Here is a 23,929-nt window from a genome sequence, read left to right as displayed (position 1 = left end):
CGTTTGAGGTCCGTGCTGTCAGCGCCGTGCTGTCAGGGTCCGTGTTTGGCCGCCGCCGCGGCGGCGGCCTCCGCCTCGAGCTCCTCTTCGAGCGCACCCTCGTCGCGGCCGAGCGCGATCGTGGCGGCAGCCATCGCGACGACGGCGGCTGAGATCGCGATCGCCTTCACGCCGCCGACGGTCATGTGCTCACCGAGGACCACCGCGCCCAGCACGACGGCGACCACCGGCTCGAGAACCAGCATCGTCGGCACCGAGGTCTGCAGGGATCCGGCGTGGAACGCGGACTGTTGCAGGAACACCGCGAGGACGCCCAGCACGAGGAGCAGATAGAGCGCAGGGGTGGTCACCACCTTGCCAAGGCCGCCGTTGGCGAGCAGGAACATCACCAGCTTCGTCAGCAGCGCGACGACCCCGAACAGCAATCCGACCGCGACCGCGAGCAGCACCGCACGTTTCCACCCGGCGGTGCGGACGGCCAAGATCACACACGCCGTCACCGCACCGGCGCAGACGACTGCCACGAGAACGGAAAGGGGAACGGACGCCTCGTAGTCACCGGGTCGGGTCTTGGCAAGCACCACGAACACCGCGAGCGCGGCGGTGAGCACCATCGCCCACATCCACTCCCGGCGAGTGACCCGACGGTTGGCGAGCCTGGCGCTCAGCGGCAGAGCAAACAGGAGAGCCGACGTCAGGATGGGCTGAACAAGCAGCAGCGAACCCTTGATCAAAGCGAGGGCCTGGAAGCCATAGCCTGCCAGCGCGGCGGCCGTGCCGGCCCACCACAGCGGCCTGCGCAGCAGCGTCGTCACCATCACGGTGCTGATGCCGTGCTCCTCCGGTACGTCCAAGGTGGCGCGCTGCCTAACCACGATGCCGATCGCCAAGAAGACCGCGGCGAGCAGGGCGAGCAGGACGACCAGACCCTGATCTACCACGAGGGGCCTACCAAAGCGTTTCGCTCCCTTCCGGCCAGGCTGCGCACATCGGACAAGAACAACATACGGACCGCGGGCCTGCGCGCCTGGCTCGGAGGCAGCGACCGTTTGCGAGGTTTGGTGCCCCACCTATCGGGGCATCAAACCGATCATGAATCTGCGACGTTTGCTTTTGCTGGTCGGTGCGGTGGTCCTTCTCGTTGGAGTCATCGCCATGCTGGTCCCAGTGTCGATCTCCGGGCCGGACAACCAGAAGATCTCGTGCGGCAATGCCATCGCCGCGGACGACTCCGAGGCCAGCCAGGCCAACAGCAACGATCCCAACCAGCTGAAGAACCTCCCGATCATCGATGAGCTGACTGAGGATCCGCCGGACTATGTCGCGCAGTGCCACTCGGCGGTGTCCGATCGTCGCATGTGGTCGATTCCGGTCGCGATCATCGGTCTGGTCGTGCTGGTCGCCGGATTCCTGGTCGGCGGCCGCAACGCTCGGGCAGGCTGACGCCAGTCGAGGTCGGCCGGCATCGACCCAGCCGGGCCATCGACGCTAGCTGGCCTCGCGGTCGCCCGTGACCACCCGCAGTGACGGTGCTGTGCGCTCGGGGGCGATCCGATCGTTGACGGTGGCGACGACGGTGTCGACGCGGTTGACCGCCCGATCGCACAGACCACGGACTTTGTCGCTGACGGAGTCGACGTCGTCGGCGGCGCTCAACAGGTAGGAGCGCACGTTGACGCGCAGTCGCTCGCCTGCGGCTCGAGCGCGGCGGCGCAAGTGATCGTCGATCTCGACCGTGACGTAGGGCATCACGCGAAGCTTCATGAACCCACCCTAGACGCCGGCTGTCGATCGGCGGTCTGTGCGAGCGGCCGGCCCGCGGACTCCCGCAGCGTGATGATCGTCGCGAGCGAGACCACCGCGGCGACGACTAAGTACCACGCTGGCGCGAGATCGTTGCCGGTCTCGGCGGTCAGCCAGGTGACCACGTACGGGGTGGTGCCGCCGAATCCGGCGACGCAGATGTTGTAGCCGATCGAGAATCCGCTGTAGCGCACGGTGGTGGCGAACAGTTCGACACCGGCCGACACCGCGGTGGAGACGTAGATCGACTCGATGACCGCCAGACCGCAGTGGGCGGCGATCGCGGCGACCAGCGACCCGGAGTTGAGCAGCAGGAAGAGCGGATAGCCCAGAACCGCGAAGGCCACCGATCCGGCGATCAGCATCGGCCGACGGCCGATCCGGTCCGACAGCGCAGCCAACGGAAGGATGAGGACGAGTGCGACGAGGCTGGCCAGCGTGACCGACAGGAAGGCGTCGGTCTTGGAGAACTCGAGCGTCTGGATGAAGTAGGTCGGCAGGAACGTGAACACCACGTAGTAGCCGACGTTGAAGACGATGAACATGCCGATGACTTGCAGGATCGGCCGCCATGACGTCGTGAACGCCTCACGCAGTGGCGACTCCGCGACGCGGTCGGTCTTGCTGAGCTCGGCGAAGTGGGGCGTGTCGTCGAGGCGCAGCCGGATGTAGAGGCCGACGAGGCCCAGCGGCCCGGCGATCAGGAACGGGATGCGCCAGCCGTAGCTCTCCATCGCCTCGGTGGGCAGCAGCGCCTGAAGCAGGGTCACGGTGATGGAGCCGAGCAGAAAGCCCAGCACGCCGGACCACGCCATGAAGGTGATGGTCAGCCCGCGGCGGCGTTGGGTTGCGAACTCCGCGAGATAGACGGCGCCTCCGCCGTATTCACCGCCGGCGGAGAACCCCTGCAGGCAGCGCAGGAGCAGAAGGAGCAGCGGGGCGGCGACGCCGATCGAGGCGTAGGTGGGCAGCACGCCGATGAGGACGGTCGCGCCCGACATCAGCAGGATCACCAACGCCAGGACCCGTTGCCTGCCGATCTTGTCGCCAAGCGGGCCGAAGACGAATCCGCCGAGCGGGCGCATGAAGAAGGCGGCCGCGAAAATCGCGAACGTGTTCAGCAGTGCCGCCGTCTCGTTGCCCGCCGGAAAGAAGTTGGCCGCGATGAACGTCGCCAGAAATCCGTAGATCGCGAAGTCGAACCACTCGACGGCGTTCCCGATCGACGCACCTGTGATCGCCTTCCGCACATCGCTCGGCATCCGACCTCCCGAAAGTAAGCGCTGCGCTGAGCATTTCGCTTACCGGGCCGGTAAGCGCCCTACGAAGATATCGGGCTACGTCCCCGCCCGCGAGCGGCTGCACATGCTCATCAGGACATGGCCGTTCTTGAGCTTGGCCGCGTCAGCTTGGCCCGAGTCGACGAGTTGATCAGAACGGCGCGGGATCGGTGTCCGTGGTCTCAATGCCGGCGTCGGTGGCGATTTTCCACAGGTCATCGTCCTGTGGGGGTGGCCTGCTGGGTTGGGTGGTCGCGGGCGCGGCCCATCTAGTGCGGTCCATGGCGTTGAGGGCACGCTCGCGTTCGATTCGTTGAAGCCGGTCTTGGACGCGGGTTCGTCGGCGACGCGGCATCATCGCGCCTTTGTCGCCGTGTCGTGCTGGTCCGGCGGGCACGGGCAGGGTGGCGGTGGTGGTGTCCCAGCCGGGGTAGAACAACCGGCTTCCGGGGTGCGTGAAATAGGTTCTCACAGACGGCGCGGTCCACAAGACGGTTCCGTCGGGGTGCTGTTGATCGCCCCACCCACCGAACGTTTTGAGCAAGTGATGAATTCGACACAGGCACTTGAGGTTCGACGGATGGGTGGCACCAGTCGGAGAGGGCGTGGTGTGGTCAAGGTCGCAGAATTCTGCCGGTCGAGTACAACCGGGAAACCGGCATGTCATATCGCGCATCCGAACGAATTGTGCGGTCTTGCGCGAGGGGCGATAGCCGGTCTCGGGCGCGGCGGGGGGTTTGTGAACCCACTGGACCTTGGCCCCGTTCTTGATCAGCTCAGCCAACAACGGGGTCGGGATCATCCCGCCGCCGATGATCAGTGCCGCAGCGGATCTCGGCTTCGGCCGCTCTGTCGCCGCTTCGGCAGGTTGCGGCTCTGTCGGCGGTTCGGCAGGTTGCGGCTCTGTCGCCGGTTCGGCAGGTTGCGGCTCTGTCGCCGGTTCCACCGGCCCGGCCGCCGGCTCTGCCGTCGCGGATTCGGCAGGTGTTGCGGGTACGGGTTCTGTGTTCGGAGCGTTGGCTTCGCTGATGACATTGATGACGAAGTGCGCTGCGCGGGGATCGTCCTGTCCGGCTGACGGGCAGTCGGGACTACCGCATTTGCAACTCAATCCCTCGGCGTTGGCGGCGATGGCGCCGAGCGCTTCGGCGCGGCGCTGTCCCCCGGTGCGCGGATCGTCTTTGCACACCTGGCTCGACAGCTGCGCAAGCCGGCGTTTGAGCAGTTCACCATCGGTGATGCTCAATCGGCCCCACAGTGACATCGTTCCGGTCACGTCATCACGCTTGCCCAGGCGTACATCCCGGTTCTGGGCGGCCTCGCGCATGCGCCGGCGCGCGTCGGGATCGTGCTCATCGACAAGGGAGTCGATCGCTGATTCCAGCCGCGCCACCGACAACCCACCCCACTCGCCGGCGCGCTGCGCGATCGCAGTGTCGATGCGCTCGGCGATCTGCGAGTCCACGATCAGTTGTGTGCGCCAGGTGATCGTCGACACCAGCGCCGCACTCAACCGTCCCTGCGTGAACAGCGCCGCGACTTTCGGGAGCCGCTCGCGCAGCGCCATCGCGATGCACATCTGCCTCGAAGCCGCCCGGTCCCCGACCCCCATCGCCGCCGAGATCTCCGCCGACGCCATCCGCCACCCGTCGACGGCTAGATGATCGCGCTCCTCATCGGGTTCGGTGTAGCGCGCGGTCAACTCCGCGGTGGCGGCCAGCCTCCGCGCGGCCAGCATCGCCTCAGAGCGCGCACACTCCTCGATCGCCGCCACGACTGTCTTGTCGTCGGCATCCGCGAAGTCGGACTCGAACATGTGTTCGATTGTGCCATCGCCCACCGACAAGTCGGGACTACGTCAGCGCAACATCTGGCGATGCGGTTCACCGCTGCGATGTGCCCAACCAGAACGGCCGCGTCGCGAGCACGACGACCGCCAATATCGCGATCGGTGCCGCCAACGGCACCCATGGCAGCTCCGGTGACAGCAGCACCGCCGCCAAAGCGATACCCGTGAACCCCAGTGCCCCAACGACTGTAGGCACGGTGACATCGGCGGTATGCCGCAACACCAGATACGCCGCACCGGCCAATCCACACAGCGCCGCCAGCACTGGACTCGCCGATGCCACCACGATCGCCGTGGCCGTCGACAACACCGCCAACGTGGCGGCCACCCGAAACACGTTGCCCAGCACCACCATCGCTACCGTAAAACCACACGCAACCAACGCCGCATCGTCAGCAGACAGCGCGGCCGCCGCCACCATGACGAAACCGAACCCTGTGGACAACGCGCGATTCACCGTCGCCTCCGCACCGGTCTGCGGTGCTGGGGTACCAGCTGCATGGCCTGGTCGAGCGTGTCGTCCTCGCGCCACGCCACGATGTCCACACCGACGGTGCCCATGTCCCGATACATGAACGATCGCTGCAGCGCCCACATCCGTGCCACCAACGCGTCGCATCCCTCCTCGAACGGCGCACCCTGTAAAACGTCCACCGCCACAACGGTGTGGCCGCGCTTGCACAGGTCGATCAACGCCAGCGCGAACTCGGTGTCGAGCATCGTCGAGAACGCGACGACGATTGCGCCCGGCGGGACCGCGGCGCGCGGGGCCAGAGTGCCCGATGTGGTGTCGTAACCACCGCTGACACCGAGCATCGCGTCGAGCACCCGATAGAACTGCCTTCGGCCGATGTCCGCGCTCAACCACCGCGGATGGCGGTCACCGAGCGCGACGATGCCGGCCCGGTCGCCGCTGCGCAGCGCGCTCTGCACCACCTGTACCGCACCGCGTGCCGTGCGCTCAGTGGCCTCGGTGGCGGGACCCGCCGGCTGGGCGTAGTTGTCGATCAGCACGACCACGTCGACGGCGCGGTCGGTCAACCGTTCGGTGACGTGCAGGCTGCCCCTACGCGCGCTGACCGCCCAGTTCACGGTGCGCAGTTGATCTCCCGGCACATACCGGCGCACGTCGGCGTACTCGACACCGGGACCGATGTGCCGGGTCAGGTGAGTGCCCAGCCGATCGAGCAACTCGGTGCGCGGGACCGCCGTCGACTGCGGCGGCGCCATCGGGAACACGAATACGTCTGCGGCGTCGACCACTCCGATCCCCTCGACCAGACCGCCCCGCGCCGCGACCATCAGGTGCGCCTGCAGCGGATAGCGGCCCCAGCGCTGCGCGGTCGCCACCACGGTTTGCCTTGAAGGCTCCCGCGAAGCGACCTCGAGCGTCATCCCCTCGACGGAGCCGCTCACCAGCCTCACCGCCTCGTTCCCGGCCTCCGCCCACATCGTGATGCGCGCCGGCTCACCTTCGAAGCAACGGTGGACGCCGGGATCAGCGCACACTCGCACCGTGGGGACCCCGCGCTGCCACCCAACCGAACACAACACCCCGATCAGCGGCGCGGCAAACGAGATGAGCTCCCAGCGCGACCCGAGCACCGCCACGGCCATGGCCACCACCGCACAGGTCAGCAGTGCCCGCGTCAGAGGTGAGGCGCGCCAGCCTAACTCGGCCTCGGTGCAGCGGACTTCGATCACGGGTCGGTCCGCGGCACCGGCAGTCGCCGCAGTAGCTCGTCGACCACATCGCTGCCACGGACTCGGCGCACCCACATCTCCGGCCGCAAGGTGATCCGGTGCGCAACTGCCGGAACCGCAAGCATTTTCACATCTTCGGGTACGACGTAATCACGACCCTGCAGCAGCGCGCGGGCGCGGGCCAGCTGGACGAGATCGAGTTCGGCGCGGGGACTGGCGCCCACCGCGATCTGCGGGTGGTTTCGGGTGGCGGCCGCCAACGACACCACGTAACGCAGCACATCGTCGTGCACGGTGACCTGTTCCACCGACTCCCGCATCGCGACGAGATCGTGGGCGTCCACGACCTGAGCGACCGTCGGTTCGGCGGAGCCGCGGTCGATGCGGCGGCGCAACATCGACGCCTCTTCCTGTTCGGAGAGGTACCGCAGTTCGAGCCGGATCGTGAAGCGGTCGAGCTGAGCCTCGGGCAAGGGGTAGGTGCCCTCGTACTCGATCGGGTTGTCGGTCGCCAACACGATGAACGGGGCGGGCAACGGGTGCGTCGCACCGTCGATGCTCACCTGGCTCTCGGCCATCGCTTCGAGCAGCGCCGCCTGTGTTTTCGGTGGTGTGCGGTTGATCTCGTCGGCGAGAAGCAGATTGGTGAAGATCGGGCCGCGACGGAATTCGAAACGCCCCGACTGCATGTCATACACCGTCGAGCCGAGCAGATCGGCGGGCAGCAGGTCGGGGGTGAACTGCACGCGTTTGAACTCCAGTCCGAGCGCCGCTGCGAAGGACCTCGCGATCAGCGTCTTGCCGAGACCCGGCAGGTCCTCGATCAACACGTGTCCCCCGGCCAGCACGGTCGTCAGGATCAGCGCCAACGCATCGCGTTTGCCGACCACCACCCGTCCGATCTCGTCGAGCACCGCTTCACAGTTCGCGGTGGTGGCCGCCGCAGGCAGTCCTGTCGTCATACCCGCTCCAACCGTTGCAGGATCTCATCGAGCGTCGCCCTGCCGGGTCCGGGTTCTTCGGTCCCGCGTTTGGCGACGTTCTCGGGGTTGACCCAACCCCACAGCTCCGGGCCGAACAGCATCTCACCGGTGGCGTGGTAAGCGGATCGGTTGCGGTTGCGACGTTGGCCAGTAGCCAACTCGAACTGCCGCGCGAGCATGGGCCTTAGGTGCCTGTCCCAGTCGGTGCGGGTGGCCTCCGCACGGCTGATCAGGGTCTCGGTGCGTGATCGCCAGCGACGCAACGACTCTGCGGCATCGTCGGAAGGTGTGTCGACGCCGCCGGTTTCGGCCTCACGGGCCAGCTGCCACCGCAGGCCTAGCAATGCCAGCGCCAGCGCGATGCCGGAAACGATCAGGATCAGCTCACGATCACGGCTGGCGACCGCGATCAGTTCCGCACCCACAACCAACAGAAACGCCGCGGCCACAAGCCTTCTCACGATGCGACCCCCGTCGTGCGCTGCGGTAGTTCGCTCAGCACCCGGTTGAGCACCTGCACCGCGGCTTCACGGTGCTGCTCGCTCATCACGTGTGGCGAAAACCGCGCCTCCTCGAACAACTCGACGAGTTCGGTAGCGCTGTCGGAGCGTAACGCCCCGCTGGCGACCGCACGCGCGAGCACCTCGCTCGGGGTGTCGTACGCCTGCGGCGCTGCGCCGGGGACCCTCGTCAGTTCGCGTTCCATCGCGGCGTAGCAGGCGATGATCGCCTCGCGCGGTTCGCGGCTCAGGTCACCGATCTCGGCGAGGCCGACCTCGGCGGCCCTGGCAAGAGATGTCGTGGGCGCCGGGGCCACCGGCTCGTCCACCGCCACGACGACGTCGGCCGAAGTCGGGGTGCGCCCCTGTCGCCGCGATGCGACCGCCGTACCGACGACGATCAGCGCCATCAACAGAAGTATCGGGGGAATCAGGTAGTTCACGACGTTGCCGTCGGCCGCGTCGTCCTCGTCCGGACGCGGTGAGACGGAGTCGTCGGGGTCGCCGCGTACGGACGTGTCGGGTGTGGCGGCCGGCGGCACCTCTTCGGTCGGCACCGGGAGCGAGAGCCGGGATAGAAGTAAGACCAGGAACACCAACCCGATCAGCGCGGCCAACGCGACGAGGGTGAACCGCCACGACGGCCGGTCGCCGGGCCGTCGGTCCCGAGGCAGGCTCCCGGCCGCCGCTGGGAGTGGCCGCTTATCCCGCATCCGCACGATGATCGCGAAACCGATGATCGCCACCGCCGCGCACAGCAACACGATGACGGCCGCCAACGCCAGCGGGTTGCTCTGGCGTTGCCCTGGCTCTTCGGCGGTGCGCTCCACGCCGGGGACGTAGCCCCGCAACGCCCAGGCCGCAAGCACCATGAGCGCGATCACCGCGATCACGCGTCGAGTCGACGTGCCGGAAGTCCCCATGGCCCTGTGGTCATCCTGACACGAATGGCCGCCGGCCCGATACGTTCGACAACTATGACGATCACACTGCACGAGTCCCGCGTCGCCGGGGCGATCGACCGGATGTACGCCGAAGCGCGGTATCAGATGGAGGCACTTCGGCGCGCCGACTTCGCCCGCCTGTCGGAGGCGACGCCGCAGGAGCGCGCCGATGCTCTCAGCGACTTCTATCTGCCGGTGACGCCGGAGGCCGGCAGGCTGCTGTACGCGCTGGTGCGGGCGACTAAACCTGCCACCGTCGTCGAGTTCGGCATGTCCCTCGGCCTGTCCGCGATCCACCTGGCCGCGGCGGTGCGGGACAACGGAAGGGGCCGTGTCGTCACCACCGAACTGAGCGCGGCAAAGGTCGCCGCGGCAACGAAGACGTTCGTCGACATCGGTCTCGACGACGTGATCACGGTGCTGGCCGGCGATGCGCTACATACGCTGCAAACCCTGGCCGGCACAGTCGATTTCGTCCTTCTCGACGGCTGGAAGGAGTTGTATGTTCCAGTGCTCGAGCTGCTGGAACCGCGCCTGACGCCGGGCGCACTGGTCGTCGCGGACAACACATCGATGGACGAACTGGTGCCCTATCTCGACCACGTCCGTGACCCGGCTAACGGCTACGTCAGCGTACCGATCCCGGCACGGGAGAGCGACAGCATGGAGATCAGTTGCCGCGCAGTCACTTAACGCGCTGCAGCCGCGCCTTGGCGTCCTTGACCGCGGCGGCGGCTTCGCGCGAGGCCTGCTTGGCCTTGTCGTAGGAGTCCTCGGCGGCGGCCAGGCCGCGCTCGGCCTCCTGCAACCGGCGTCGGGCGTCCTGGTGGCGCAGACGCGCGGCGGCCAGGTCGGACTGCAGTTCGGACAGTGCGTCGTCGGCTTCGGCCCTGGCGCGCTCGGCGGCAGCCAGTTCGGCGCGCGCCTGCTGTCGTCGCCTGCTGGCCTCCGCGTCCTTGCCGTCGCGTCCTTCGTCGCGCGGCTCCACGGGTTCGGGCTCGGGCTCGCGCGTCGGCTTGCGTTTCGCTGTGGGGCTGAAAACAATTGCGGTGTCGCCGAACTCGCCGAATCCGGACCATTCCTCGGCCTTGGTCAGCCTGCCGAGCCGATCCGCGACATCGGGGTCGGCGATGGCGGCCTGCAGCGTCCCGGTGACGTCGTCGTGCAGCGCTCCCGTCGGACGCTTGAGTTCCGCCTCCTCGAACGCGGTACGGGTCAGATCGTTGACCAGCCGACGCTGTTCGGCCGACAGCTCCCGGATCCGCTCACCATCCATTGCCGCGTGTGCGTCGCGCAACCGTTCACCGAGACCCTTCAGGCGTTGCGTGACGTCCTCGTCGGCGAGCGCGAGCCGGTTGACCACCCATGCAGCGGTCGTTGGCTTCCGTGCGGCCGAGATCCGCTTGGCCGCATCGGCGTCGCCGCGTTTCTTCGCCTCACCGGCGAGCTTGGTGCGCAGCGCGGTGAAGTCCTCGAGCCTGGCGGCATAAAGTTCGTCGAGCGCGTCGTCGGCCACGGACTCATCCTCCCAAAGCGCGCCGGACCGCATTGCCGCTCTGCCGATCCGCCGCGAACGAGCCCACGCTCGGCGATGATCATCGAATGCGAGCAGCGCCGGGTACCGCGTCGCTGCGTCCGGCCGTGGTGATCGCCGCGCTCGGCGTGGTGTTCGGCGATATCGGCACCAGCCCGATCTACACGATCCAGACGGTGTTCAATCCGCGCGATCCGCATCCCGTGCCCGTAGCGCACAGCCACGTCTACGGCGTCGTCTCGCTGATCTTCTGGTCGGTGATGATCATCGTGACGCTCACCTACGTGACGCTGGTGATGCGGGCCGACAACCGCGGCGAGGGCGGGATCATGGCGCTGATCACGCTGTTGCGCCGGTGGACCGGCCGGCGCGGGCGACGGGTGACGGCGACGCTGGCCGCGTTGGGTCTGTTCGGCGCCGCGCTGTTCTTCGGCGACAGCATGATCACGCCGGCGATCTCCGTGTTGTCGGCGGTCGAGGGCCTCAAAGTGATCGACCCGGAGCTGGCCGACTTCGTCGTTCCGGTCACCGCCGTGATCATCGTCGCGCTGTTCTCGGTGCAGCGCTGCGGCACCGCCACCATCGGACGGTTCTTCGGCCCGGTGATGATCCTGTGGTTCGTCGCGATCGGGTTATGCGGGGTGCGTGGCATCACCGGGCATCCGGAGATCCTCAAGGCGTTGTCGCCGACCTACGCACTGACCTTCATCACCGAGCACTTCCACATCGGCTTCTTCGCGCTCGCGGCGATCGTGCTGGCGGTGACGGGTGCCGAGGCGCTCTACGCCGATATGGGCCACTTCGGCAGGCGGGCAATCACTTTCGGGTGGCTCGGGCTCGTCCTGCCCGCCTGCACGCTGAACTACTTCGGCCAGGGCGCGCTGGTGTTGGGCGACGAGTCGACGGTAGCGGCCCCGTTCTTCCTGCTGGCACCGGAGTGGGCCCGCGTCCCGATCGTGCTGTTGGCCACCGCCGCGACGGTGATCGCCTCACAGGCCGTGATCACGGGCGCGTTCTCGGTGACCTCGCAGGCCGCGCGCCTCGGATACCTGCCGCGGCTGCGCATCGAGCACACCTCGGCGTCGACCATCGGGCAGATCTACGTGCCGTGGATCAACGGCGCGCTGCTGCTGGGAGTGCTGATCCTGGTGTTCGCCTTCCGCAGTTCGGCGTCGCTGGCCTACGCGTTCGGCATGGCGGTTACGGGCACCATCACGATCACCACGACGCTGTTCTTCTATTACGCGCGCACACGGTGGCGGTGGCCGCTGTGGGTGGTGGTGCCCGGCGCGGGTGCACTGCTGGTGGTCGACCTGATGTTCTTCGGCGCCAACCTCACCAAGCTGGTGCACGGCGCGTGGTTACCGCTGACCATCGCCGTGGCGGCGTTCACGGTGATGACCACCTGGCAACGCGGGCGCGCCGTCATCACCGCAGCGCGCGAACGCGCCGAAGGACCGCTGCGTGAGTTCGTCGCGGGCTTGTCGCACTGCGAACCGCCGCTGATGCGAATACCGGTCACCGCCGTGTTCCTGAACCGCAGCCAGCACACCGCACCGCTGGCCATGCGGACCAACGTCGAACACAACCGCGTCCTGGCCGAGCATGTGCTCATCGTCTCCGTCGAGACCGAGACCGTGCCGCGCGTGCCCGACGCCGAGCGGATGACTCACGACGACCTCGGTTACACCCGAGACGGGATCGTCCACGTCGTCGCGCGGTTCGGTTACATGGAACGGCCGAACGTACCGCGGGCGCTGGCCCTGCTCGATCCCGCGGACACCGAGGGCCCGGTCGACCTGGCCAACGCGTCCTACTTTTTGTCCAAGCTCGAAGTATTTCCCGGCGACGCCCCGACCATGGCGCCGTGGCGCAAACGACTGTTCATCGCGACGTCGCACATCACCGCCGACGCCGCAGCGCACTTCGGCCTGCCGCTGGACCGCACCGTGATCGTCGGCTCCCGCATCCAGCTGTAGCGGGTTTCAGGCCAGACCGAGCGACGCCAGCAGATCGACGGTGCGCCACCAGATCAGTGCCGCGAAGACCACGAGCGCTGCCGCGCTGGCCCCCGCCTGGACCATGTTGCGCGAGCCGCGCGGCGCATACACGTAGGCCGTCGCGATCGCGGCACCCGTGACGAGCCCCCCGAGGTGACCCTGCCAGCTGATGTTCTGCGAGCTCACCAGCGGGATGATGAACGTGAACGCCAAGTTGATCGCGATGATCGCGCCCACCCATCGCACGTCCATGTTCAACCGCTTGCCCACCACGAATATCGCCCCGAATAGCCCGAAGATCGCGCCCGACGCTCCGGCGGTCTGCGCCACGGGCGACGACAGCAGATAGACGAGGACGGATCCACCGAGCGCGCTCAGCAGGTAAAGGGCCGAGAACCGCAACCGGCCCAGCGCCGCCTCGAGTGGCGGGCCGACCACGTAGAGGGCCCACATGTTGAGCAGGATGTGGGCCGGCCCGTAGTGCAGGAACGCCGACGTGATCAGGCGGTACAACTCTCCATCGGCCACGGCGAAGGACTGCAGCACGAGTTCGCGCTGGAAACCGGGCACCGCCATCTGCAGCACGAACATCACCACGTTCGCGGCGATCAGCACGTAAGTGACCATCGGTTTGGCCGTCGCGACGCCGCCGAACTGGGTGCGCACCTGCCGAACCTGCTGCGCGCCGGCGTTCACACATTCCACGCACTGATGCCCGACCGATGCCGCCCGCATGCACTCGGGACAGATGTAGCGGTTGCACCGTGCGCAGCGCACATAGGTCACCCGATCGGGGTGCCGGTAGCACGTCGGCGTCACCGGAGGGGTCGACATGGGTTGGGAGCCGGTCACAGCGTTCCGAACATTTCGATCCAGTTGCCGTCGGGGTCGGCGACGAACATCCAGCCCATACCCGGCACCGGCGCGAACTCGGTCAGCGGTTCGACGACGTCGTACCCGGCGGCGGCGAATTCCTCGGCGATGCCGCGCAGGTTCTTCACGCCCACCGTGAAATACCGGATCCCGGCCTGCGCCCGGCCGCCACCGGTCGTAACCGGTTGCGGCGGCGGCGACTCGTAGGTCACCAGCTTGACCACGCTGCCGCCAAGCGAGTACCGCCGCTGCGAACCGCCCGGAAACTCGATCTCGCCCTGGGGTTCGAGCTCGAGGAAGCCCTCATAGAAGGCGACCATCTCGTCTCGGTTCGTGGTGACGAGGCCGACTTCGACGCCGGGGCTCAGCAGATCCAGCTTCACAGGGACCACCTTATGTTCAGCCCTGGGTTCGACGCTCCACCCATCCGCGTTGGATAACGATTCGGTCACCATGCAAATCACGATCAATTAAAGATCGGTAGCTAATTCTCAGAGTTATCGAAGTTTCTGGTCGCACGCTTATCGAATTCCGGTGATATTGCGGTACAGATCACGCCGGTGCGGTGTAACGCCTGCATGTGGTCCGTTTCCGGGTTGCGCGGCGGCGTTTGTGCTCGTTTGCCTTGGGTACCTTGGTTTTCGGGGACGGGGGAATCAGCGACAAACGCAATGAAGGAAAGAAACGATATGAAAATCCGTGGTATCGCCGCGCGTCGGCAGATCGCCGGCGCCTGTGCCGCCAGCCTGCTCGGCGGCCTGGCCGCAGCAACCATCGCCGCGCCGTCGGCGATGGCCGCACCGGACTGCAGCGCAAGCGCCGTGTCCGGCACCGTCAGCAATGTGACGGGTCAGGCACGTTCGTACCTGGACGCCCATCCGGGTGCCAACCAGGCCGTGACCACCGCGTTCGGCCAGCCTCGCAACGAAGCGTCGGCCACCTTGCGCGGGTACTTCAACGCCAACCCGCAGGAGTACTACGACCTGCGCGGCATCCTCGCGCCGATCGGCGACGTGCAGCGCACCTGCAACGTCCAGGCGCTGTCGCCGGAGCTGGCGTCGGCCTACGACGAGTTCATGGCCGGCTAATCCGGTCGACCTCAGATGCACAAAGCCCGTCGCCGCAGCTCCGTGCTGCGGCGACGGGTTTTTTCCTTCCCATGCCCGCTGTCCGTTTAGACTGGCTCGCATGACTTTGCCGCGACTGGCCGCCGTTGCCGCGACGGCGCTCCTCGCCCTCGGCGGGCTGGGTGTCGCGCAGGCCCAACCGGATGAGCCGCATCATCCCGATCCGGGGGCTCCCGGACCGTCCGCCGCGCCGGGCCCGTCCTCCGCACCGGGGCCGCCCCCCGCGGGGCCCCTGACCTCCATCGACAAGGACGGCACCTACGAGGTCGGCACCCAGATCCTGCCGGGTACGTACTCCTCGGCGGGCCCCGTGGACGACGGCGCCTGCTACTGGAAGCGGGTCAACGACGACCAGGTTCCCGACAACGCGCTCACCAAGAAGCCCCAGGTGGTGCGCATCGAGGCGACCGACACCGCCTTCACCACGCGTGATTGCCAGCCCTGGCAGCAGACCAACGCCTCGCCGCCGCCGCAGGCCTCCCCCACCGACCTGCTCGGACAACTGGGGTCGTTCATCGGCAAGGGCATCCTGAGCGGCGGGCCCCGCTAGCCTGGCCGGGTGGCCGACCTTCACCCCGACATCGCCGTGCTGCGCCCACTGCTCGGCGTCTGGTCCGGTCCAGGCGCCGGTGAGTACCCCACGATCCAACCGTTCGGATACCACGAGCAGGTCGCGTTCGACCATGTCGGCAAACCGTTCCTGACGTACCGGCAGAAGACGACCGCCGACGACGGCCGGCCCCTGCACGCCGAGACGGGCTATCTGCGGGTGCCGTCCCCCGGCCGTGCCGAATGGGTGCTGGCCCATCCGACCGGGATCACCGAGATCGAGGAGGGCACCCTCGTGGTCGACGGCGTAGTCATCGAGCTCGACCTGACCGCGACCTCGATCGGGCTCACCTCGACTGCGAAAAATGTTGTTGCGCTGGGTCGTTCGATCCGCGTCGACGGCGACGAGTTGGTTTACACGCTGCGGATGGCCGCGATGGGTCAGCCGCTGCAACACCACCTGGGTGCGACCCTGCACAGGGCGGCCGAATGACCGCGCCCGACGGCAGGATACGAGTGCCCGACGATCTCGACGCCGTGACCGCGGTCGGCGAGGAAGACCACTCGAACGTCGACCCCGTGGCGATCGAACGCATCTGGCAGGCCGCGCGCCACTGGTATGAGGCCGGGATGCATCCCGCCATCCAGATATGCCTGCGGCACAACGGAAAGGTCGTGCTGAACCGGGCGATCGGACACGGATGGGGCAACGGTCCCACCGACCCACCCGATACCGAGAAGGTGCCCGTCACCACCGAGACACCGTTCTGCGCGTACTCGGCGGCCAAGGCGATCACGACGACGGTCGTGCACATGCTCGTCGAGCGCGGCGTCTTCTCTCTCGACGACCGCGTCTGCGAGTACCTGCCCAGCTACACCAGCCACGGCAAGCACCGCACCACGATCCGGCATGTGATGACCCACAGCGCGGGCATCCCGATCCACACCGGGCCGCGCCCGGATCTGCGGCGCATGGACGACAGCGAGTACACCCGGGAAAAGCTCGGCGAGCTCAAACCGCTGTATCGGCCGGGCCTCGTGCACATCTACCACGGACTGACCTGGGGTCCGTTGATGCGCGAGATCGTCGGCGCCGCGGCCGGACGCAACATCCGCGACATCCTGGCGACCGAGATCCTCGAACCGCTGGGTTTCCGGTGGACGAATTACGGCGTTGCGGCACAAGACGTTCCGTTGGTCGCACCCAGCCATGCCACCGGCAAGGAGCTCCCTCAGCCCGCCGCCACGGTGTTCCGCTTGGCGGTCGGCGGCTCAATGTACAAGATCATCCCGTTCTCGAACAGCCCGCAGTACCTGACCAGCGTGCTGCCCTCGTCGAACACGGTCTCCACGGCCTACGAGCTGTCGCGGTTCGCCGATTTGCTGCGACGCGGCGGCGAACTCGACGGCGTACGCATCATGGCGCCGGAGACCCTGCGCAATGCGACCGCCGAAGCCCGGCGGCTGCGCCCCGACGTCGCGGTCGGGCTGGCGCCGCTGCGCTGGGGCACCGGTTTCATGCTCGGGTCGAAGCGGTTCGGGCCGTTCGGTCGCAATGCCCCCGCCGCGTTCGGGCATACGGGCCTGACCAACATCGCGGTATGGGCGGATCCGCAGCGCAGTTTGGCCGCCGGGGTGATCAGCAGCGGCAAGCCCGGCCCCCATCGCGAGGCCAACCGGTACGGGGCCCTGCTGGACACGATCACGTCGGCGCTGCCTCGAAACTGAACTTCTGCTCGAGAAATCACCGCAGCTTGCGGCATATCTTCAGGTTCGGCGGGAAGAATCCGAGCGCACGCCGCGGTAGAAGCCGCGCCAGACGATCCACGGCATCAGCACGCGGTCGATCGACCAGCCGGGGAATCGGAACGCCTGCCCCTTGGGGGTGAACACCTCGAGCCCGTCGCCCTGCGGTCCGAGCACCGAACCCCACCGCCGGCTCGCGGGGCGGTAGGCGCGCAGCGGTTTGCCGCCGAAGTGGGCGCGGATGTTGTGGGCGAGCAGCCCGTCGGCACGGTTGCGGGCCGAGCTTCGCAGCGGGTCGGTCGCGGCGACGTCGCCGACCGCGAATACACCGGGCGCGCCGGGCACCCGGAGTTCGGGGGTGACACGCACGAAGCCGTGCTCGTCGAGCAACTCGGGCGGCAGCCACTGCGTGTTGGGTGAGACCCGGCCGATGGCCCACAGCACCGCGTCGGCCGACGCCGCCGGCTGCCCGGTACTCCACTGCACCGGTGCGTCGGTGATCTCGTCGCACGCGAAGCCGTCCGGGAGCACCGCACGATGGCCCGCGTGCAGGCCGACGCCGAGGCCGGTCAGCTGACGGCTGATCTGCTGCCACACGCGCGGGTGGTGGTGCACAAGGGCACGCTCTGAAGGGAAATAGAGGTCGACGCGTTTGTCGGGCCACGCCTTGGCGAGGTTGGCGGCGCTGCTGACCGCGGCGGCACCACCGCCGATGACGATCACCGACCGCGCGGATCCCAGTCGCTGGTGTGCCGCACCGAGTTCGGTGGTGATCTCGTCGGCCGACTGCAGATGCGGTTGCCGCCAGAAGCCGTTGCTGACCCCGGTCGAGATCACCAGGGCGTCATAGGGTTCGGCGACAGTGCCGCCGGCGGCGGTCTCGACGAACACTTTTCTGGCCGCCCGGTCGAGCCCGGTCAGCGTGCCGTGCACGGTGCGGACGTGGTCGAGTCCGCGGAATCGGTGGAACGGAATCCAGTTGTAGCGGGCCCAGTCCTGCGGCCTGCTGATGCGCATGCCGAGTTCCTGGCCGCTGAGCAGTCCAGGTTTGGCGGAGACACCGACGACGTCGGCGTGCCGGGCGAGTTTGATCGCGGTCAGCACGCCGCTGTCGCCGAGGCCCGCGACGACCACCCGAGGACGCGTCACCGTCCGCCGATCCTGCCCAGTCGCATTCACCTCACCCTAGTCACCGGGCAGGCTGCCGACCTCCAGACCCGCGATCTCGGACTCCCCGTCGAAGATCACCCGGCCGAAATCCCTGACAACGCAGCGCAACCTGCCTGCGAGGTGTTCAAAGTCGATGTCGACGTTGCGCCGCTCGGCGGGCAGGGGCACCGGAAGTACATGCGGATCGAGATGCGTACCGTCGCCGTGCAATTCGATCTGGTACCGAAGCGACGTCGCGCGCAGCCGCCACGTACCGTCGCCGATGTCCGAGCGCACCCAGGCCGTCGGCGGGGTCAAGCGCAGCACCTTGTTTTCGAGCCGGACGACGACGCCTGCCACATCCTGTTTGAGCGGTCCGAGCGCGAGCAGTCCACCGGAGAACGCCACCGAGACGTCGGCGTCGCCGAAGTCGTGTGCCTGACCCCACCACCACCGCTGTGGGAAGCCCGCGCCCCAGTTGCGTTCGGTGTAGAGCTTGGCGCGGTCGAACTCCCAGCGCTCACCGCCGAATTCGACGGTGCCGGTGGCGGATCCACCGAGCCGGTACGGATGCCAGTACTGGTTGAGGAACGGTATGACCGAGGCGAGCCCGCCGCCGGCCAGCGCCTTGGGCCAGCGGACCGGGTCGTCGAAACGCATGTCGACGCGCACGCCGGGAAGGTCGGCATGCAGCCGGTCGTATGTCGCATGGAACCGTCCGTCGGAAGCGTCGAGCCGAAACGGGTCCGCGCCGGCGTAGGCGCCGTCCAACGCCGCGCTGTACACCCGCTCGCCAGGGTGCAACGCCACCGCGGTGGTCGCCCAGTCGCCGTCGGGATGCTGGTTGACGCTGAACAACGCCACCACGGCGCGTCCCGACGCGGCATCGGTCAGGCGCCAGAACCAGCCCTCCATCTCCGTGCCGTGCGAGGTCAGCGGATCGCCGAAGGGCAGATCGGCGCCGGTGCGCCGATAGACGCCTGCGATGGGCCCCGCGACGAGCCGCGTCGCGTCCCTGGTGGTGTCGAGAGCGGTCATGACCGCTACGTTGACGGTTCGGCCGCGGTGCAAACCCTCAGCCCGGCGGGTCGAGCCGAACCCGGTACATCGACGGCCAGAACTTGCCGGTCAGCAGGTATTCGTCGCCGCCGACGTGCGCGATGCCGTTGAGCACCTTCTCCCGGTCGTCGCCCTGACCGGGCCACAGCCCGGCGGCGTCGACGACGGTGTTGACCCTGCCCGTCGCCGGATCGATGCGCACGATCTCATCGGAGTGCCAGACGTTGGCCCAGACCTGGCCGTCGACGCACTCGAGCTCGTTGAGATTGCGCAGCGGCTGGTCGTCGCGGGTGACGGCCACCGAGCCGGTCTCGGCGAAGGTCGCAGGGTCGTGGAATCGCAGCCGGTCGGTGCCGTCGCTGCGGACCAGCCGGTCACCGTCGTGACACAGACCCCAGCCCTCCCCGTCGACCGCCGCCTCTCGCACTGGGGTCAGGGTGGCCCTGTCCCATTCCACCGCCACCCCGTTCCGCCACGTCAGCTCCCAGATACGGTCGCCGACGACGGTGATGCCCTCGCCGTAGTAGTTGTTCGGGGCCGGTGCCGCGCGCCGCACCGCACCGGTGGCCGGGTCGAGCTCGCGTACCTGTGATTGGCCCACGATGCCCGTGCCTTCGTAGAGGATGTTGCCGTCGAGCTCGAGGCCCTGCGTCCACGCGGTGACGTCGTGCGGAATCTCCTCGAGGACAACGGGTTCGATGACGGGCGCAGATCCCGACGGGGTGGGTGTGTCGCTCTGGGCGGGCGGCGACGAGCCGCCGCACGACACCGTCGCGACCGCGAGCAGGACCGCGGCCGCACGTCGGACCAGCGAGGCATACATAGGTCACATGCCTACCGGATGCGCGGGCGTCGTGCCGCTATATGGCTCTCAGCGGGCCAGCACCGCGTCGATCGCGCGGTAGATGCGCTGCTCGCTGACCGGGCGGGGCGTGCCCAGCTGCTGCGCCCACAGGCTGACGCGAAGTTCCTCGATCTGCCTGCCGATGTCGCGGATGTCGGCGCCGGCGGTGCGCGCGGATGACAACGCGCGCACCAGCTCGTCGTACGCGTCTTCGACCGCATGTACGCGGTCCATCCGCTCGCGGTCGGCCGCGGGCGCCTGCGGCAGCCGCTCCAGCCGCCTGCCGATGGCAAGCAGATAGCGGGTCAGGTCGGCCAGGTGCGCGGCGCCGGTGGCCGCGACGAAGCCGCGCGGCAACAACCGGTCCAGCTGTGCGCGGATGTCGGCGATCGCGTCGGCCTGCGCGGCCGAGGGCGCCGGCGGCAACGCCACCTCGACGTCGTGCGCTGCCGCGAGCACCTTCTCCACGCGGGTGACGATTCCGGCCGTCGTGGCCACCAGGTCGGCGGCGACGCGGTCGCGCAGCGCGGTGAACTCCTCGCGGGTCCACGCCGGCGCGGGTGCGAGCATATCGGTTGCGGCGTCGGCGCAGTCCTCGATCAGCGCCTGCAGAGACCCGTCGGGATTGGCGCCGAGGACGAGCTTGGTGCGGGGCTGCAGTCCTCGTTCAACGGCTTTCACGGGTGAGGGCACCGCGAGGCGCAACAACCTGCGGGTGCCGGGCCCCACCGACGCCTGCTGTTCGGCGGCGGTCGGGAACACATGCAGGTCGACGGCGCCGCCCTTGTCGACCAGCGCTGGATATCCGCGCACGGTGTGGCCGCCGGCGGTCCGCTCGACAGTGCGCGGCATCTCGTCGAGATCGTCTGGCCACGTGCGCAATCCGGTGCGCTCGAGGCCGCCCGCCACCGCGTCGGCGACCGCGCGCCGGACCGGCGCGGCGAGTTCATGCTGCAGCGCGTCGAGATCCTTACCGCGCGCCAATTCGGTGCCGTCGGCGCCTTCGACGGCGAAGGTGACGCGCAGGTGCGACGGCAGCTTGTCGAGGTCGAACGCGTCTATCGGCACCAGCACGCCGGTGCGGCGGTGCAGTTCACGCTGCACGGCCTCGAGCAGCGGCTCGGCTCCCGGGGTGATCGCACCGAGCACCGCGCGCGCCGTGTCAGGTGCGGGCACGAAGTTGCGCCGCAAATCTTTCGGTAGCGAGCGAATCAACGCGGTGACCAGCTCCTCGCGCAATGCCGGTACCTGCCAGGCGAACTCGTCGCCGCCGAGCCGGGCCAGCACCCCCACGGGCACGTGCACGGTCACACCGTCGTCCTCGGCTCCCGGCTCGAAGCGGTAGCTCAGCGGCAGCGCCAGGTCGCCCGCCCGCCACGCGTCGGGCTGGCCATCGACCGCGTCCTCGGTACGAAGCAGATCGTCGCGGGTGAACGTGAGCAGCTCCGGGGTGACGTGGCGCTGCTTTTTCCACCATGCGTCGAAGTGCCGCGCGGACACCACATCCGCCGGGATGCGTGCGTCGTAGAACGCGAAGATCTCCTCGTCGCCGACCAGCAGGTCGCGTCGGCGGGCCTTCTCCTCCAGTTCCTCGAGTTCCTCGCGCAGGCGGGCGTTGTCGCGGAAGAAGTGGTGCCGCGTCTGCCAGTCGCCCTCGACCAGCGCGTGCCGGATGAACAAGTCGCGCGCCAGGTCCGGTTCGATCTGCGAGTAGCCGACCCGGCGACGGGCAACCAGCGCCAGCCCGTAGAGCGTCACCCGCTCGAAGGCCATCACCGCCCCGCGCTGGGCGTCCCAGTGCGGTTCGCTGTAGGTGCTCTGCACGAGATCGCCCGCGATGCGCTCGACGACTTCGGGTTGGATACGGGCCCCGACGCGGCCGAACAGCCGGCTGGTTTCGACGAGATCGGCGACGACGATCCAGCGCGGCGGACGTTTCGTGAGCGCCGAACCGGGCGCGAGGACGAACTTGGAGTTGCGCGCGCCCTGGTATTCGCGGCCGTCACCGTCGCGCAGCCCGATATGCGATAGCAGGCCCGCCAGAAGCGCGGCGTGCACACTTGCGGGGTCGGCGGGTTCTCGCACGTCGCTGGACTCCGTGATCCCGAGGTCGCGCGCGATGCTGCGCAGCTGGCCGGTGAGGTCCTGCCACTCCCGGATCCGCAGATAGTGCAGAAACTCGTCACGGCACATCCGGCGAAACGCATTGCCGGACAGCTCTTTGCGCTGCTCGCCGAGGTACCGCCACAGGTTGAGGTACGACACGAAATCGGAATGCTCGTCGGCGAATCTGGCGTGTTTCTGCCGCGCGGCGTCCTCGCGGTCGGCAGGCCGCTCCCGAGGGTCGGGGATCGACAGCGCCGCGGCCAGCACGAGGATCTCGCGCACGCAACCCTCGGTGTCGGCCTGCAGGATCATGCGGCCCAGACGGGGGTCGACGGGAAGCTGCGCGAGCCTGCGGCCGACATCGGTGATCGCGCCGTCGGCATCGAACGCGCCGAGTTCCTGCAACAGCTGCACACCGTCGCGGATGCTGCGCCGGTCCGGCGGGTCGAGGAAAGGAAAGGTCTCGATCTCGCCCAGCCCGAGGGCCGCCATCTGCAGGATGACCGCGGCCAGGTTGGTCCGCAGGATCTCGGGCTCGGTGTAGCGCGGCCGCGCCGCGAAGTCCTCCTCCGAGTAGAGGCGGATACATACCCCCGGTGCCGTCCGTCCGGACCGCCCGGCCCGCTGCGCGGCCGACGCCTGGGAGATCGGCTCGATCGGCAGCCGCTGCACCTTGGTTCTGCGGCTGTAGCGGGAGATGCGGGCGGTGCCCGGGTCGACGACGTAGCGGATTCCGGGCACCGTGAGCGACGTCTCGGCGACGTTGGTCGCGAGCACGATGCGGCGGGCGGTGTGGCGGGGCGCGAACACCCGCTGCTGGTCGGCCGTCGGCAACCGTGCGTACAGCGGTAGCACTTCGGTGGTGGCACCGACCAATCCGCGCAGCACCTCACTGGTGTCACGGATTTCCCGCTCACCCGACAGGAACACCAGCACGTCGCCGGGCGGTTCGTTCTCCAACTCGGCGATGGCGTCGACGATCGCCTCGGTCTGGTCGCGGGTCTGCGTGCGCACCACCTCGTGGTCGGGATCGTCGGGGTCATCGCTCTCGTCGACCGGGGCGGCGACTTCCAAAGGGCGGTACCGTATTTCGACCGGATAGGTGCGCCCGGACACCTCGACGATCGGCGCACCGGCGCTGAGTCCATGTTCGGCACCGCCGAAGTGGGCCGCGAAGCGCTCCGGTTCGATCGTCGCGGAGGTGACGATCAGCTTGAGGTCGGGCCGCCGAGGCAGAAGCCCCCGAAGGTATCCGAGTAGGAAGTCGATGTTGAGGCTGCGCTCATGGGCCTCGTCGAGGATCAGGGTGTCGTAGCGCAGCAACCGGCGGTCACGCTGGATCTCGGCGAGCAGGATGCCGTCGGTCATCAGCTTGACCAGGGTGCGGTCGCTGGCCTGGTCGGTGAAGCGCACCGTGTAGCCGATCGTGTCGCCCAGCGGGCTGCCCACTTCGTCGGCGATGCGCTGGGCGACGGTGCGGGCGGCGAGGCGTCGCGGCTGGGTGTGCCCGATCGTGCCGCGCACACCGCGGCCGATGTCGAGGCAGATCTTGGGCAGCTGGGTCGTCTTCCCCGAACCGGTTTCGCCGGCGACGATCACCACCTGGTTTTCGGTGATCGCCTTGGCGATCTCGTCGCGGCGTTCGCTGACCGGAAGCTCGGGGTAGGAGATTGTCGGGACCGCGGCGGCGCGGGTCGTGACGACCGCTTCCGCGGCAGCGATCTGCTCGGCGAGTTTGGCGAGCTTCTCCGGAGGCGCGCCGCGCATTTGACGAAGGCGCCTGCCGAAGCGGGCCGCGTCGCGGATGGTCAGCCCGTCGAGGCGTTCGCGAAGCTCAGCGACAGACGGGCCGGACACTCCGGCCAGGATAGGCGGCCGG

Annotated in this window: 23 protein-coding genes; 7 read left to right on the top strand and 16 right to left on the bottom strand. The window is 68.2% G+C overall.

Annotated features, from left to right (window positions below):
• Positions 1 to 32 precede the first annotated feature (32 nt).
• Complete coding sequence (locus AU192_RS10890; protein WP_064395935.1) at positions 33 to 941, bottom strand: DMT family transporter; 909 nt, start codon at positions 939 to 941, stop codon at positions 33 to 35.
• A gap of 151 nt (positions 942 to 1,092) precedes the next feature.
• Here AU192_RS10890 and AU192_RS10885 point away from each other — a divergent pair, with 151 nt between their 5' ends.
• Positions 1,093 to 1,443: a hypothetical protein gene (locus AU192_RS10885; RefSeq protein WP_064395933.1), complete on the top strand. Its 351-nt coding sequence runs from the start codon at positions 1,093 to 1,095 to the stop codon at positions 1,441 to 1,443.
• 45 nt (positions 1,444 to 1,488) lie between these two features.
• Here AU192_RS10885 and AU192_RS10880 read toward each other — a convergent pair whose 3' ends face one another.
• From AU192_RS10880 to AU192_RS10845, 8 genes are all read right to left on the bottom strand, one after another.
• Positions 1,489 to 1,764, bottom strand: coding sequence for a hypothetical protein (locus AU192_RS10880; protein WP_064395932.1), 276 nt, complete (start codon positions 1,762 to 1,764; stop codon positions 1,489 to 1,491).
• On the bottom strand, positions 1,761 to 3,065 hold the full coding sequence (locus tag AU192_RS10875) for an MFS transporter (protein WP_064395930.1): 1,305 nt from the start codon (positions 3,063 to 3,065) through the stop codon (positions 1,761 to 1,763). The genes AU192_RS10880 and AU192_RS10875 overlap by 4 nt, the downstream gene beginning before the upstream one ends.
• 169 nt (positions 3,066 to 3,234) lie before the next feature.
• Positions 3,235 to 4,899, bottom strand: a complete 1,665-nt coding sequence (locus AU192_RS10870; RefSeq protein WP_082694980.1) for a DUF222 domain-containing protein — start codon at positions 4,897 to 4,899, stop codon at positions 3,235 to 3,237.
• Between the two features lie 67 nt (positions 4,900 to 4,966).
• Positions 4,967 to 5,353, bottom strand: a complete 387-nt coding sequence (locus AU192_RS10865) for a hypothetical protein (protein WP_082694979.1) — start codon at positions 5,351 to 5,353, stop codon at positions 4,967 to 4,969.
• A gap of 32 nt (positions 5,354 to 5,385) precedes the next feature.
• Positions 5,386 to 6,636: a DUF58 domain-containing protein gene (locus AU192_RS10860; RefSeq protein WP_064395925.1), complete on the bottom strand. Its 1,251-nt coding sequence runs from the start codon at positions 6,634 to 6,636 to the stop codon at positions 5,386 to 5,388.
• Positions 6,633 to 7,598: an AAA family ATPase gene (locus AU192_RS10855; RefSeq protein WP_064395923.1), complete on the bottom strand. Its 966-nt coding sequence runs from the start codon at positions 7,596 to 7,598 to the stop codon at positions 6,633 to 6,635. The genes AU192_RS10860 and AU192_RS10855 overlap by 4 nt, the downstream gene beginning before the upstream one ends.
• Positions 7,595 to 8,080 carry a hypothetical protein gene (locus tag AU192_RS10850; protein ID WP_064395921.1) on the bottom strand — a complete coding sequence of 162 codons (486 nt, stop codon included), beginning with the start codon at positions 8,078 to 8,080 and terminating at the stop codon, positions 7,595 to 7,597. Before AU192_RS10850 ends, AU192_RS10855 begins: the two co-directional genes overlap by 4 nt.
• On the bottom strand, positions 8,077 to 9,012 hold the full coding sequence (locus tag AU192_RS10845; RefSeq protein ID WP_242656936.1) for a DUF4129 domain-containing protein: 936 nt from the start codon (positions 9,010 to 9,012) through the stop codon (positions 8,077 to 8,079). The genes AU192_RS10850 and AU192_RS10845 overlap by 4 nt, the downstream gene beginning before the upstream one ends.
• Positions 9,013 to 9,096: 84 nt before the next feature.
• On the opposite strand from AU192_RS10845, the gene AU192_RS10840 reads away from it, so the two are divergent.
• Positions 9,097 to 9,756, top strand: coding sequence for an O-methyltransferase (locus tag AU192_RS10840; protein WP_064395917.1), 660 nt, complete (start codon positions 9,097 to 9,099; stop codon positions 9,754 to 9,756).
• Here AU192_RS10840 and AU192_RS10835 read toward each other — a convergent pair.
• Positions 9,749 to 10,579: a hypothetical protein gene (locus tag AU192_RS10835; protein WP_242656935.1), complete on the bottom strand. Its 831-nt coding sequence runs from the start codon at positions 10,577 to 10,579 to the stop codon at positions 9,749 to 9,751. The two genes, AU192_RS10840 and AU192_RS10835, sit on opposite strands and share 8 nt — an antisense overlap.
• An 86-nt stretch (positions 10,580 to 10,665) precedes the next feature.
• Between AU192_RS10835 and AU192_RS10830 the strand changes: the two genes are divergently transcribed.
• Positions 10,666 to 12,576: a potassium transporter Kup gene (locus AU192_RS10830; protein WP_064395914.1), complete on the top strand. Its 1,911-nt coding sequence runs from the start codon at positions 10,666 to 10,668 to the stop codon at positions 12,574 to 12,576.
• 6 nt (positions 12,577 to 12,582) lie between these two features.
• Here the strand turns inward: AU192_RS10830 and AU192_RS10825 are convergent, their stop codons facing one another.
• Both AU192_RS10825 and AU192_RS10820 read right to left on the bottom strand, forming a co-directional pair.
• On the bottom strand, positions 12,583 to 13,431 hold the full coding sequence (locus tag AU192_RS10825) for a rhomboid family intramembrane serine protease (RefSeq protein WP_064395911.1): 849 nt from the start codon (positions 13,429 to 13,431) through the stop codon (positions 12,583 to 12,585).
• A gap of 14 nt (positions 13,432 to 13,445) precedes the next feature.
• Entirely contained in the window at positions 13,446 to 13,853 is a 408-nt protein-coding gene (locus tag AU192_RS10820; protein WP_231984741.1) for a VOC family protein, read from the bottom strand.
• A gap of 306 nt (positions 13,854 to 14,159) precedes the next feature.
• Between AU192_RS10820 and AU192_RS10815 the strand changes: the two genes are divergently transcribed.
• The 4 genes from AU192_RS10815 (at position 14,160) to lipE (ending at position 16,874) form a co-directional block, all read left to right on the top strand.
• On the top strand, positions 14,160 to 14,558 hold the full coding sequence (locus AU192_RS10815) for a heme-binding protein (protein ID WP_064395909.1): 399 nt from the start codon (positions 14,160 to 14,162) through the stop codon (positions 14,556 to 14,558).
• Between the two features lie 100 nt (positions 14,559 to 14,658).
• Complete coding sequence (locus tag AU192_RS10810) at positions 14,659 to 15,147, top strand: Rv1352/Rv1906c domain-containing protein (RefSeq protein ID WP_120275581.1); 489 nt, start codon at positions 14,659 to 14,661, stop codon at positions 15,145 to 15,147.
• A 9-nt stretch (positions 15,148 to 15,156) separates the two neighbouring features.
• Positions 15,157 to 15,639 carry a peroxynitrite isomerase gene (locus AU192_RS10805; protein WP_064395907.1) on the top strand — a complete coding sequence of 161 codons (483 nt, stop codon included), beginning with the start codon at positions 15,157 to 15,159 and terminating at the stop codon, positions 15,637 to 15,639.
• Entirely contained in the window at positions 15,636 to 16,874 is a 1,239-nt protein-coding gene (lipE, locus tag AU192_RS10800) for a lipase LipE (RefSeq protein WP_064395905.1), read from the top strand. Before AU192_RS10805 ends, lipE begins: the two co-directional genes overlap by 4 nt.
• A 39-nt stretch (positions 16,875 to 16,913) precedes the next feature.
• Here the strand turns inward: lipE and AU192_RS10795 are convergent, their stop codons facing one another.
• From AU192_RS10795 to hrpA, 4 genes are read right to left on the bottom strand one after another with little or no spacing between them, the layout of a single operon-like run.
• On the bottom strand, positions 16,914 to 18,041 hold the full coding sequence (locus tag AU192_RS10795; protein ID WP_064395904.1) for an FAD-dependent oxidoreductase: 1,128 nt from the start codon (positions 18,039 to 18,041) through the stop codon (positions 16,914 to 16,916).
• A 36-nt stretch (positions 18,042 to 18,077) separates the two neighbouring features.
• The gene (locus tag AU192_RS10790; RefSeq protein WP_082694976.1) at positions 18,078 to 19,079 is read right to left on the bottom strand and encodes a tocopherol cyclase family protein; all 1,002 of its coding nucleotides are present in this window, start codon (positions 19,077 to 19,079) and stop codon (positions 18,078 to 18,080) included.
• 37 nt (positions 19,080 to 19,116) lie between these two features.
• Positions 19,117 to 19,923, bottom strand: a complete 807-nt coding sequence (locus tag AU192_RS10785; protein WP_064395901.1) for a glutaminyl-peptide cyclotransferase — start codon at positions 19,921 to 19,923, stop codon at positions 19,117 to 19,119.
• 48 nt (positions 19,924 to 19,971) lie between these two features.
• On the bottom strand, positions 19,972 to 23,907 hold the full coding sequence (gene hrpA / locus AU192_RS10780) for an ATP-dependent RNA helicase HrpA (RefSeq protein ID WP_064395898.1): 3,936 nt from the start codon (positions 23,905 to 23,907) through the stop codon (positions 19,972 to 19,974).
• Between the last annotated feature and the right edge of the window lie 22 nt (positions 23,908 to 23,929).

The sequence above is a fragment of the Mycobacterium lehmannii genome (genome assembly GCF_001499925.1).
Taxonomy (GTDB): domain Bacteria; phylum Actinomycetota; class Actinomycetes; order Mycobacteriales; family Mycobacteriaceae; genus Mycobacterium; species Mycobacterium lehmannii.
Note: the sequence above shows the minus strand (reverse complement) of the source record. Positions and strands in the feature narration are given on the sequence as shown.